The organism is Nitriliruptor sp. (genome assembly GCF_040882075.1).
GTDB lineage: Bacteria > Actinomycetota > Nitriliruptoria > Nitriliruptorales > Nitriliruptoraceae > Nitriliruptor.
In genome coordinates this window covers 1-12564 of the sequence record NZ_JBBEBZ010000089.1, presented here as the reverse complement: position 1 = coordinate 12564, position 12564 = coordinate 1, and the positions used below count along the sequence as shown (strand labels likewise).

At 72.9% G+C, this 12564-nt stretch carries 9 protein-coding genes and 1 pseudogene; 6 read left to right on the top strand and 4 right to left on the bottom strand.

Going from position 1 to position 12564, the window contains the following annotated elements; translation table 11 throughout:
• Positions 1-78: 78 nt before the first annotated feature.
• Positions 79-2226, bottom strand: a complete 2148-nt coding sequence (locus WEB03_RS04825; protein WP_368069821.1) for a beta-propeller domain-containing protein — start codon at positions 2224-2226, stop codon at positions 79-81.
• A gap of 96 nt (positions 2227-2322) precedes the next feature.
• Here WEB03_RS04825 and argE point away from each other — a divergent pair, with 96 nt between their 5' ends.
• Positions 2323-3474: an acetylornithine deacetylase gene (argE, locus tag WEB03_RS04820; protein ID WP_368069820.1), complete on the top strand. Its 1152-nt coding sequence runs from the start codon at positions 2323-2325 to the stop codon at positions 3472-3474.
• Between the two features lie 4 nt (positions 3475-3478).
• Here the strand turns inward: argE and WEB03_RS04815 are convergent, their stop codons facing one another.
• Together WEB03_RS04815 and WEB03_RS04810 are read right to left on the bottom strand one after the other, a co-directional pair.
• On the bottom strand, positions 3479-4120 hold the full coding sequence (locus tag WEB03_RS04815) for a DUF47 domain-containing protein (RefSeq protein ID WP_368069819.1): 642 nt from the start codon (positions 4118-4120) through the stop codon (positions 3479-3481).
• Between the two features lie 20 nt (positions 4121-4140).
• The gene (locus WEB03_RS04810; protein WP_368069818.1) at positions 4141-5103 is read right to left on the bottom strand and encodes an anion permease; all 963 of its coding nucleotides are present in this window, start codon (positions 5101-5103) and stop codon (positions 4141-4143) included.
• Here WEB03_RS04810 and WEB03_RS04805 point away from each other — a divergent pair.
• Positions 5075-5764, top strand: a pseudogene (locus WEB03_RS04805) (DNA topoisomerase IB); the annotation flags it as partial. The gene WEB03_RS04810 and the pseudogene WEB03_RS04805 overlap by 29 nt on opposite strands.
• Before the next feature lie 145 nt (positions 5765-5909).
• Here the strand turns inward: WEB03_RS04805 and WEB03_RS04800 are convergent.
• Positions 5910-6065 (bottom strand): DUF6131 family protein, encoded by a 156-nt coding sequence (locus WEB03_RS04800; protein ID WP_368069817.1) that lies wholly within the window; start codon positions 6063-6065, stop codon positions 5910-5912.
• Positions 6066-6296: 231 nt separating this feature from the next.
• Between WEB03_RS04800 and WEB03_RS04795 the strand changes: the two genes are divergently transcribed.
• The 4 genes from WEB03_RS04795 to WEB03_RS04780 all read left to right on the top strand — a co-directional run.
• Entirely contained in the window at positions 6297-6935 is a 639-nt protein-coding gene (locus WEB03_RS04795) for a CAP domain-containing protein (RefSeq protein ID WP_368069816.1), read from the top strand.
• A 43-nt stretch (positions 6936-6978) separates the two neighbouring features.
• Positions 6979-8613, top strand: a complete 1635-nt coding sequence (gene aceB, locus WEB03_RS04790; protein WP_368069815.1) for a malate synthase A — start codon at positions 6979-6981, stop codon at positions 8611-8613.
• Between the two features lie 421 nt (positions 8614-9034).
• Positions 9035-12277 (top strand): DEAD/DEAH box helicase, encoded by a 3243-nt coding sequence (locus WEB03_RS04785; protein ID WP_368069814.1) that lies wholly within the window; start codon positions 9035-9037, stop codon positions 12275-12277.
• On the top strand, positions 12274-12564 hold a 291-nt coding region (locus WEB03_RS04780), incomplete at its 3' end, for a hypothetical protein (protein WP_368069813.1). The genes WEB03_RS04785 and WEB03_RS04780, both read left to right, overlap by 4 nt.

Below are 12564 nucleotides of genomic sequence, written 5' to 3'. Positions count from 1 at the left end.
CCTCGATGATCCAACGTCCTCGCGAAGGACCCCGCTCCGGCGGGGTCCTTCCGCGTTCCGGGGTTCCGAGCTTGACGCTCAGAAGCCGAGCGCTCCCCGGTCACGGAGCGTGGTGAGGTCGGAGACGAGCAGACCTCGGTCCGAGATCGTCAGCAGGCGGTCACCCGCCACGAGCGACCGCGTGATCGCGTTGGCGTAGCCGTCGTCGAAGGCTCGCGCGACCTGGTCGTCGGTGGCGCCAGCCGGTGGCCCGTCGGCGTGGCTGAGCACCAGCTGGTCCGGGGTGTGGCCCGCGGCAGCACGGAGGACGTCCCCGTCGGGCACCAGGGTCAGCGCGCCGGCGGTGGGCCCCGTCGGCTTCGCCTCCCCCGGTTCACCCCAGAAGTAGCGCGTGACCGGGATCACGGTCAGCCCCGTGGCGGGCCAGTGCAGGAACGAGCGGTGGTCCCACTCGACGGGGCTCTCGCTCCGCGGCACCGTCACGGTGTCGGTGCGCCGCGGGTCCGCCGGGTCCGACACGTCGAACAGCGACACCTGGACACCGAGGGTCACCCCCTCCTCGTCCGCGTCCTGCCCGACGCCGATGAGCCGGTGGTCACCGACGGGGTGCAGGTACCCGGAGTACCCGGGGATCTTCAGCTCACCGACGACCTTCGGGGTCACCGGGTCCGACAGGTCCACGGTGTAGAGCGGGTCGGTCTGCCGGAAGGTCACCACGTAGCCGACATCCCCGAGGAAGCGGACGGCGCGGATGGTCTCGGTCGGGCCCAGCCCGTCGACGCGCCCGAGCTCGACCAGCGAGCCGTCCCGGAGCTCGAGGGTGGTGACCGCGCTCTGCGACGACACGGCCGACCACGGGTCACCGATGGTCGAGGCGACCCGCAGCACGCCCTCGTGCTCCGACATCGCCCACTGGCTGAGCAGCGTGCCGTCCACGGCGCCGGAACCGAGGTAGGCGGTGGAGCGGGGGGCGTCGGTCGCGAAGGCGTGCACCTCGGTGGTGACGTCCGGGTCGTCGTCAGGTACCGGGAAGCGGCGCTCGATCGCGACGTCGTCGACGGGTGCGGCGCCGCTCGACCAGCCACCTCCGCCACGTGGCCAGACGTCCTGGTTCCAACGCTGGGTCGCGACGTACAACCGCTCGCGGGAGGCGTAGATCGTGTCGCCGCCGGTGAGCACGGCGACGGACCCGCGGTCCGGCGTCAGCTCGCCTGCGGCCACGTCGACGGTGAGCACGCTCACGAGGCCGAGCCCGGCGAACCCGGCGGGTGCGGCGACCCGCTCGCAGGCCACCAGCGTGCCCTCGTCCCGGTCGCCGTCGGCGGTCTCGTGCACGTAGTAGGGCAGCCAGTCGGTGGCGAGGCTGTCCTCGATGAGCCGCTCGTTGGTGGCCAGGGCCTCGCGCTCGGATCGCAGCCCTCCCGCCTCGGGGTGCGCCCACGGCAGGTTGATCCCCGGCTCGGTGCGCACCACGATCCGAGCGACCCCGTCGACCATCCGCGCGGTCAACGTCGCGCCGTCCACGATCAGCCGCTCGACGACCTCGGGCGAGGACGGATCGCGGACGTCCACCGCTGTCAGGGTCGTGGTCGACCCGAAGCTCGGCATCGCATCGCCCGAGATCCGCTCCCCGGCGAACGGGGCGAAGCCGCCCTGCGCCGAGGTGACGAGCAACCGGTCGCCGGCGAGCAGCAGCTCCGCGCCCCAGCCACCCTCGCGGAGCGGCACCTCCGCGAGCTCCACGGGCTGGTCGCCCCGGATGTCGACGATCCGCAGCCGATCACCGGCGACGACGTACAGCGTGTCCCCATCGGTCTTGACCCGGTCCGGTTCGTCGACACCCTGCTCCTGGACGTTGGTGCCGGACACCCCCTCCGGGGTCGTGCCCGCGCTCGGAGCGCCCAGGTCGTCGAAGACCGCGTCGTCACCGCCAGCTGCGGACTCCTCCACCGCGCGCATCTCACCGTCGGCGGCGTACCACCCGCCCCCGCCGCCGATGCCGTAGGGCGTGACCTGCTCGAGGGCGTGCTCGCGGACGTGCGCGAGGTAGTCGTCACAGGCCGGGAAGCTCGTCAAGGCACCGGCGAGTTCGAGCCGGTCGCGCAGGTCGACGACCGACCCCTCCCCCGCCCGGCCGCCAGGAGCCGAGGTGGGTCCTGCCGAGCCGACGGCGACCCCCGCCGCGAAGACCGCGACCGCTCCGACCAACGCCACCGCGACCTTCACCTGTAGCTCCTCCGTCGCCCTGGTCGGTGGGACGCCGGGGACCACCGTCGGGTTCCCGTCGGTAGCGTCGGGTACCCACCCGAGACCGGAGCGCCCGTGGAGCACGTCCGTCGCCTGCTGGACACCCTCGTCGGGATGGACACGACCTCCCGCCGCTCGAACCTCGAGCTCATCGGGTTCGTCGAGTCGCTGCTCGACGACCACGGCGTCGCCTCCGAGCGCGTCTTCTCCCCCGACGGCACGAAGGCCAACCTGCTCGCGCGGATCGGACCGGACGTCGAGGGCGGCGTCGTGTTGACCGGCCACACCGACTGCGTGCCCGTGGACGGCCAGCCGTGGACCCGGGAGCCGTTCGCCGTCAGCGAGGAGTCGGGCCGCCTCTACGGACGCGGCGTGACCGACATGAAGGGCTTCCTGGCCGTGGTGCTCGCCGCGCTCCCCGAGCTGTGCGCCACGGACCTCGAACGCCCGGTGCTCCTCGCGCTGACCTACGACGAGGAGCTCGGGACCATCGGGGCCCCGTCGGCGGTCGAGCGGCTCGCTGCTGCGTATCCGGCCCCGTCGGCCGTGATCGTCGGCGAGCCGACGTCGATGTGCGTGGTCACCGCCCACAAGGGCGTGCGGGCCTTCACGACGTCCGTCGAGGGGCTCGACGGCCACTCGAGCCAGCCGCAGGTGGCGGCCAACGCCGTCGCCGCGGTCGCACGCATCGGGGCCTTCATCGCCGACCTCGCCGACCGACACGGTCGTGAGGTGCGCGACGATCGGTTCGACCCGCCGTTCACGACCTTCAACCTCGCCACCATCTCCGGCGGCCAGGCGATCAACATCGTCCCGCGGCGCGCCGAGCTGACGTGGGAGTACCGCCCCGTCCCCGCTGACGACTCGGACGCGCTGCTCGCCGAGGTGGAACGCTTCACCCGTGAGGAGGTCCTCCCGCAGCTGCGCCGGGACACGGGTGTCGGTGACGTCACCTTCGTGTCGGACGCGACCGCCCGGGCGCTCGCGGCCGAGGAGGACGGGATCGCCGAGCAGCTCGTCCGGTCGCTCACCGGCGACACCACACCGGCGCGGACCGTGCCGTTCGGGACCGACGGCGGCCACTTCCAAGCTGCCGGCTGGTCGACGGTGGTGTGCGGTCCGGGGGACATCGCCCAGGCCCACCAGCCCGACGAGTGGATCGAGATCGACCAGCTCGCGGCGTGCGTGCGCTTCGTCGACGCGTTGATCGAGCACCTGGCCCGGTGAGGGGTCAGTGGCTGCGCTTGATCGCCCCGTCGGCCAGCGCGTCCGCGGCCTCCGCCAGCCGGAGTCCGGTCACGTCGACGCGACGCAGCAGCTCGCGACGTCGCAGCAGCTCCGGCGTCACCTGCTGCCCGTCGGTGAGCAGCTCGGCGAGGGCGTGCTGGTAGCTGGCGCGCACGTCGTTCTTCTTGGCCTCGGCGGCCCGGAGCGATGCGTGCTCGGGCGCGTCGAGCAGGCACTCCACGGCGTCACGGAGCGCGGCGACGCCGTCGGCGACGTTCCCGAGCGGCTCGGCCATCAGCGGTTCGCCGGAGACCTCGAAGAGGTCGAACTCGCGGGCCAGGTCGCGGAGGTTGTCGAGCACGTCGTCCACCGACCGTGACAGCCGGAAGAGGTCCTCGCGGTCGATCGGTGCCGCCAGCGTGCGCGACAGGTCGTGGATCAACGCGCGGCGGGCTCCGTCGCCGACGTCCTCGAGGTCACCGACCTGGGCACGCCCTTCGGCGGTCGAGAGCTGTCCCGCCGCGACGGCCCGGACGGTCCCGACGGCATCGAGCGTCGCGTCGAGCTGATCGACGAGGTGGCCGATCAGCACACCGCTGTTGCGACCGGTCAGTTCGCGGCCGAAGCGGCGCATCCGTTCGAGCACGTCGACTCCGTTCCTCAGACTCAGGTGAGACGGACGGTGAGCGCGGTGGCTGCGACCGCCGCGGTGAAGGCCGCCGGGAGGGTGACGACCCACGCGCCGGCCAGGTGCATGACCTGGGTCCAGCGGACCCGTGACCACCCGCGCGTCCCTCCGGCACCGAGCAGGCCGCCCGACACCGCCTGGGTCATCGACACGGGCGATCCGATGACCCCGGTGGCCAGCACCGCCGCCGCGGCGGCCAACTCGCTCGCCACAGCTTCGTGCGGTCGGACGGCGATCACACCGCCGCCGAGGGTGCGGGCGACCCGGGGCAGGCCGATGGTCGCGCCGACCAGGAACGCGGTCGCCACCACCGCGAGCTGCCACGGCACCGCGGGGACACGACCGTCGACGACCGTCCCGGTCGCCACGGCGAGGACCGCCAGCATCTTCTGGCCGTCGTTCGACCCGTAGGCCACGCACTGCAGCCCGAACGCGGCCACGTGCCAGCGCTGCGTCCGCCGGTCGAGGGTCCGACGGGACGACCAGGCCGCGGCCAGCCGGGTGAACACGAACGCGAGCACCAGACCGGCGATCGGTGCCGCCGCGGCGAGCAGCAGGACCACACCGACGGTGCGCCACGACACCGGGAGCCGGGCACCGACCCCCGCCCCGGCGATCGCGCCGACGATGGCGAGCGTGAGTGAGGTCGGCAGGCCCCGGCCGGCCAGCACCCAGGTGACGACCACCGCGGCGATGACGGCCACGAGCAGGGCTGCTGTCCCGTCCGCACCGTCGAAGGTGACCAAGCGGCTCGTGAGCGTCGTCGCGACGGCCGTGCCGATGACCAGCGGTGCGATGGCGACGCAGACCGCGAGCACGAGCAGGGACGTCACCGGCGTCAGCCGCCGGACGTCGAGCCCGACCGAGAGCAGCGCGCCCCCGTCGTTGACCCCGTTGACCACGGCGAAGGCGATGGCTGCGACCACCAGTGCCGTCGTCACCCCGCCTCCTCTCCGGTCTCGGCCGCCGATCGTCGGCCGACCGTCCGGGGACGGTACGCCCCGGGAGGGATGCCGAGCGAGGACCCCCCGGGTCGAGGCCCTGGTCCTGCCGCCGGCGTGGGACGAGGTGTGGATCTGCCTCGAACCCGACGGCCACCTCCAGGCCACGGGCCGCGACGAACGGGGCCGCAAGCAGTACCGCTACCACGACCGCTGGCGCGAGGTCCGCGATGCCGCCACGTTTCACCGCCTGTCCGAGTTCGCCGGCCACCTGCCGACGATCCGCGCGGAGGTGGACGCCCAGCTGGGACGCCGCTCGATGGGTCGTGTGCGCGTCATCGCGATCGTGGTCACGCGACTCGACGAGTCGCTCATCCGCATCGGCAACGCGATCTACGCCGCCGAGAACGGCAGCTACGGACTCACCACGCTCACCGACGACCACGTCGAGCTGACCTCCGGGCGTGCGACCTTCCGGTTCGTCGGCAAGGGCGGTCGCGAGCACGAGATCGACGTCGAGGATCAGCGGCTCGTCCGAGCCGTGGCTCGTTGCGAGGAGCTGCCGGAACAGTGCCTGTTCGGCTTCGAGGACGAGGAGGGCGAGGCGGTGTCCATCGAGTCGGGGGACGTCAACGCGTGGCTGCGGGAGGTCACCGGCGGCGAGTTCTCCGCTCCGCGGTCCTGCGCGTCCTCGAGGCGCAGCTCGAGGACGCCTGAGCATCCCGACAGCCGTCGACCCCCGCCGGAGCGGGGGTCGAGGTGGCGTGAGCCGGTGACGCGACGCAACGAGCCGTCGCGGACCGGCCTCAGTAGTAGTGCTTGCGGCCCCCGACGGCGCGGCCAGCGGTCCCGAGCAGGAACAGCACGGCTCCGACGACCAGCAGGATGACGCCGACCGTGGTGAGGATGCCGATGTTCAGCACGATGCCGAGGATGAGGAGGATGACTCCCAGGGTGATCACTGTCGCGGCCCTTCTCTCCGGGTGGGTTGGATCCCGGGGTGGGTGTGGCTCCCGGTCACCGGTAGTTCAACACACCCGGTGGGCGCGCGGCACCGTCCGTTCGCCGAACACGGACGAGGTCCGGTCGGCCGGCCACGTGGCCGCCCCGTGGCCGCACGGCTGCCCTCAAGGCCGCGCAGCACGCGGCCGACACGACGGGATGAGCCGGGGCACGGCGATCGCGAGGGCGAGGTGAACGAGTCGCAGCGAGCGGCCCTTGTCGGTGTCTTCATCGTCGTCGCGGTCGCACTGGCGCTCGCGCTGCCGTCCGTGATCGACCGCGTCGCCCCCGCACCGGTCGTCGGATCGGCACCGACGGCGGGCGAGTCGCGGGCCATCGGCTGGGCGCCCCCGGAGGCCGCCGGCGCGCTGGCGGCGGACCTGTTCCAACGCGTCAACGACGAACGCGCAGCCCGCGGCGCACCACCGCTGACCTGGCACGCGGGGCTGGCCGACATCGCCGAGCGCTGGTCGGTCGAGATGATCTCCTCGGGCCGGTTCGAGCACTCGCCCGAGACCTTCCGGACCCACCCGAGCTTCTCGGCGACGGGTGAGAACATCCTGATGGGCCACGAGACGGCGGGCGAGGCTCACGTCGGCTGGATGACCTCCGACGGGCACCGCGAAGCCATCCTGCTCAGCGACTTCGACGCCATCGGTATCGGGGTGGTCTGCCGGGGCGACGGCCGGATGTGGGCCACGCAGGTCTTCGGGATCGCTGCGCGGCGCACCTCACCTCGCTCCCCGGTCGACACCGCCGTCGAACCCATCGTGCGGCGCGACGAAGGGGTGACGTGCCGATCGGTCCTCGCGGACACCCCGTCGCGCTGAGCCCTGGCTAGGTTCGAGGGCCTCGACCGAAGGAGCCCCACCGGTGCGCAGCGACCCCACCTCCGCCGTCGTGACCGGCCCGCAGGTCGACGGGATCGACCGCGTCCTGACCTCCGAGGCGCTCGCGCTGCTCGGCGAGCTGCACCGTCGCTTCGAGCCCCTGCGCCGGTCCGTCCTGGGCGCCCGAGCGGTGCGGCACGCCGAGGCCGAACGCGACCGGACCCTGACCCTCACCGTCGCCGAGCGGGCCGCTGCCGATGACCCTGACTGGCGGGTCGAACCCGCCCCCGCGGACCTCGTCGACCGGCGCTGCGAGATCACCGGTCCGACGGAACCGAAGATGGCGATCAACGCGCTGAACTCCGGCGCGAAGGTGTGGCTGGCCGACCTCGAGGACGCGAACACCCCGCACTGGCACAACGTCATCGCGGGCCAGGTCGTGCTCCAAAACGCGGTGCGTCGGACCCTGCGCCACACCTCCGACGATGGCAAGGTCTACGAGCTCGCCCCCGACCGTGACCTGGCGGTCATCGTCCCGCGCCCACGTGGCTGGCACCTCGACGAACGTCACCTCGAGGTCGAGGGGCAGCCGATGTCGGGCAGCATCGTCGACGCGGCGCTGTACCTCCTGCACAACGCCGAGGAACAGCTCGCGCGTGGCAGCGGCCCCTACCTCTACCTCGCCAAGCTGGAATCGGCCGATGAAGCCGCGCTGTGGCGCGAGGTGCTCACCACGATCGAGCAGCACCTCGGCCTGCCGGTCGGCACGATCCGCGTGACCGTCCTGATCGAGACCATCACGGCCGCCCTGGACATCCAGGCCATCCTGCACGCGCTCCGGCCACACATCACCGCGCTCAACGCGGGGCGCTGGGACTACCTGTTCAGCCTCATCAAGGTGTTCCGTTCCGCCGGTCCCGAGTTCGTCCTGCCCGACCGCGCCGACGTGCCGATGACCGTCCCCTTCATGCGGGCCTACAGCGAACGGCTGGTGGCCGCCTGCCACCAGCGGGGAGCACACGCCATCGGCGGGATGTCCGCCTTCATCCCGAACCGGCGCGACCCGGACGTGACCGAGCGCGCGCTCGCCAAGGTGCGCGCCGATAAGGAACGCGAGGCGGAGGACGGTTTCGACGGGTCGTGGGTCGCCCACCCCGACCTCGTCGCGCTGTGCACCGAGGTGTTCACCGCGGCGTTCGACGGTCGTGACCACCAGCTGCACCGCACCCGCGACGAGGTGTCGGTCGGGGCCAGCGAGCTCCTCGACGTCGCCGCCACCGGCGGAGCGATCACGGCCGAGGGGGTGCGGACCAACGTCGCCGTCGGTGTCGAGTACCTCGCCGCCTGGCTCGGCGGCCGCGGTGCGGTCGCGATCGCGGACCTGATGGAGGACGCCGCGACGGCGGAGATCTCGCGCGCGCAGCTGTGGCAGTGGTGCCACGCCGGGGCACAGCTGGACGACGGCACGGTCGTCGACGAGCGGCTCGTCCGGGAGATGCTCGGCGATGAGGTGGAGCGCCTCGTCGCAGCCTCGCCGGACGAGGAGACGGTCGGCCGCGTCCGCACGGCCGCCACGCTGTTCGAGCAGGTCGCCCTGGCTCCGGACTTCGTCGACTTCCTCACCGAGCCGGCCTACGACCTGATCGCACCGCCGCACGGGGGTGACGTGAGCGCGTGACGCCGATCCGCCGGCCGGGCTGACCGGGGGCTGTCGCCCCGGTACGCTGTCCCGGTCCCCGCGGGTGGAGCCCCACCCCGCCGTTCCCGGTGTCTGCGAGCCGTCCCTGGCTCACCGCGCCGCGGTCGGCCCCCGACGCGGGACGGCGCCCCAGCGGCGCCGAGCGAGAGCGACAGCCCCGGTCCGCCGGGGTCCGGCCACGCCAGACGTGGCGACATGACACGCGACGCACCGGGCACCGCGGGGAACGGTCCTCGGCCCGCGTCGCACCACGCACGCCCACGTGGGCGTGACGTCGACCGCGACCGCCCTCCCGGGCAGGTCGCCACCCCCGCATCCGGACGCTCCGGATCGCACGGGAGGATCCGCGATCACCACGACGCCCACACGGCGCCCGCCGCTCGACCTGCACGACGCGCGGTTGCTGGCGCAGGCCCACCTCGACGGGGTCGCCAGCGACGACGACCTCGACCGTCTCGAGGACGACGAGGCCGCCTGGATCGACGCCCTGCACGACCTTCGCCGCGATCTGGTGCGGACCATCGGTCGGCTCCGCAGCGAGGTGACCGGTCCCGAACGCGACCTGGTCATCGGCGACTTCGAGGACGAGCTGGCCAACATCGACGAGGTCCTCTTCGAGCTGACCGGGCAGGAGCCCGAACCCCTCGACGCGGGCGCTCGCTCCGGCGCCAAGGGTGGCGGTGGCCAGCAGAGCGACACCCGCGCGCCCTCGCCCGAGGCCGCGGAGGCACCCGTCGCACCGCCACGCGAGCGCACCGGACTCGGCACCCCGCAGCTGCAGCTGACCTGGAGCGACGGACACGTCATCGCCTGGGCGAGCGGCGACGACGCCGAACCCGAACCTGAACCGCTGGTGCTCGAACGCCTCGAGGCCGCCGGTGCTTCGCCCGGGAACTGGGAGCCGGCCGACACGATCGACCTCCCCGACGGCACCGTCGCGGACACCGTCTCCGCCCCGATCCAGTCGTCGCTCGGTTGGCTCGTGTCCCTGATCACCACCGGCGGGGACGAGCGCCTCGGCGCCAGCGTGACCTGGATGGGCCTGGCCGCCGGGCTCGCGGTCCGGCTCGTCGCCCACGGACGGATGGTCCCGCAGCTCCGCAAGGTCGCGGACGCGCCGGGCAACCGGTCGGACTTCGCGGTCCGGTGGGAGCCGACGCTGATCGACCACGAGGAGCTGACGAGCCTGACCCGCTCCATGCCGGGCGCCGTCGCCGTCCTCGACAAGCAACCGGACCCGAAGGTCGTGACCCGCTCGATCGTGTCGGGGTTCGTCGACGCGATCTGCCGCGACGCGGCTGGCCGCGTCGAGGTCCCCGCTCCCCCGCCACAGCCGCGCACGGCCGGCGACGTCGCCGAGGCGTTCCTCGGTCGCCTGAACGGCTCGACGTTCGAGGCGCCGCACCACCAGGGCAGCGAGGTCGGCAAGGCGCTCGCGTCCTGGGCGAGCGGCGTGACCGGTGCCTCCAAGCTGCAGCTGACCGTGCAGCTCGACCCGCCGGACGACGGTGACGCGTGGCTGCTGCGCACCCTCACCAACGACGGTCGCCGCAAGGACGAGAACGTCGAGGCGGCGATGTCGCGCGCCAACCACGACCGCAAGGAGGCGATCAAGCGCGAGCTCGAACGCCTCGAGGGCCTCTACCTGCCGCTGCGCCGCTCCAAGGACACCCGCCGCGGGCAGGTCATCCTCAGCCAGAACGAGGCGTGGCAGCTGATGACCGAGTTCGGCCCGACGTTGGTCGCCGCCGGCTTCGAGGTCCGCGTGCCGCCGCTGTCGCCGAAGAAGGCGACCGCCTCGCTGCGCCTGACCTCGGAAGCCTCCTCCGAGGCCGCCGTCGGCGCCCAGCAGCTGTCCAACGTCCGCTGGTCGGCGGTCTTCGACGACGTCGAGCTGTCCGCCGAGGACATCCGCCGTCTGTCGGCCGAGTCGCGCCCGCTGGTCAAGTCGCACGGCACCTGGGTCGAGATCGACCACGCCGACCTCGAAGCCGCGGCCGCCGCGCTCGCCGAACGCGCCGACAAGACCCGCTACTCCGGCGCCGACATGCTGCGGATGGCGCTCGGCCTCGACGGCACCGCGCTCGGCCAGCCGGTCTCGATCGCCGGTGACAGCTGGGCCGCGGACCTGCTCCGCAGCGCCCGCGACGTCCCCGAGCACCCGCCGACGACCCTCGACGGGTTCGAGGGCGAGCTGCGCAGCTACCAGGCCGACGCGCTGGCCTGGCTCGAGTTCCTCGACGGCGCCGGGCTCGGTGGCTGCCTCGCGCTCGACATGGGCCTCGGCAAGACCCCGACGTTGCTGGCCCACCTCGCCCGCACCGCTGGGCAGGCCCCCGCGCTGGTCATCGCCCCGCCGGCCGTGGTCGGCAACTGGGCGGCGGAGGCCAAGCGGTTCGTCCCCGAGCTCCGGGTCGTGGTGCACCACGGCGCCTCCCGCGCCGAGGACGACGAGCTCGACGCCGAGATCGCCAGCGCCGACGTCCTGCTGACCACCTACGGCACGGCCCTGCGCGACATCGACGACCTCGCCGACGTGACCTGGGGTCGGATCGTCCTCGACGAGGCCCAGGTCATCAAGAACCCGACCTCGGAGACCTCCCAGCAGCTGCGCCGGCTCGAGGCACGGTCCCGCGTCGCCCTCACGGGGACACCGATCGAGAACGGCCTCGGTGACCTGTGGGCGCTGATGGACTTCGTCAACCCGGGCCTGGTCGGTGACCGCGCCACGTTCGTGTCGCAGATGCACGCCGCCTCGGAGCGTGGTGAGAGCGCCGAGTCGGCGCTCAAGACCCTCAACGGGGTCCTGGTGTTCCGTCGCACCAAGGCCGAACCGGTGATCGCTGCCGAGCTGCCGGACCGGATCGACGCGTTGGACCACTGCCCGATGACGGCCGAACAGATCGGCCTGTACCAGGCGGTCCTCGACGAACTTGTGGTCGACACCGCCGAGACCGACGACGACACCCCGAAGCGCAAGGGCGCGGTGCTGGCGGCCATCACGGCGCTCAAGCAGATCTGCAACCACCCGGCGGCCTACACCGGCGACGACGGCCCGCTCGCGGACCGGTCCGGGAAGCTGGCACGCCTCGAGGAGATCGTCGAGAACGTCTTCGAGTCCGGCGAGCGGATGCTGATCTTCACCCACTTCGCCACCTGGGGTGAACGCCTGGCCAAGCACCTGACCGAGAAGATGGGCACCGACGTCCACTGCTACCACGGTGGGCTCGCCCGCGGCGCGCGCGACCGGATGGTCGAGGAGTTCCAGGCCAAGACCGGTCCGGGCGCGATGGTGCTGTCGCTGAAGGCCGGCGGGACCGGGCTGAACCTGACCGCCGCCTCGCACGTGGTGCTCTACGACCGCTGGTGGAACCCCGCGGTCGAGGACCAGGCCCGCGACCGGGTGTGGCGCATCGGTCAGACCAAGACCGTCGTGGCCCACCGGCTGGTGTGCCCCGGCACGGTCGACGAACGGGTCGAGGAGGTCGTGGCCGGCAAGCGCCGCATCGCCGACCTCGCCCTGCCGAAGTCGTCCTCGGTGGGCGACCTCGACTCCTACCAGCTGCGCCGCGCGCTCGGGATCGACCCGTCGGCGGTGCTCACCGACCCGAACGACCGCCTCGACGAGGAGGACGCCGCGTGAGCGAGCGCAAACGTGAGCGGACCCGCGTCGCCGGCGATGACGGTGGCGGTTCGTCCCGTCGACGCCGTCGCGGCGGCGGGAACGCCGGCGGCGGGAACGCCGGTGGCGGGAACGCCGGTGGCGGTGGCGGCAAGGGTGGTGGCAGCCAGGCCCGCCAGCAGGGTGGCGGTGGCGGCGGCGGCAACAAGCGCAACCGCAAGGGCGGCAACCGTAAGCGGTCCCAGAACCGGCGTGGCAAGAACCGCCGACCCGACGTGCTGCACGATGCGGCGCGGTTCTGGGGCGAC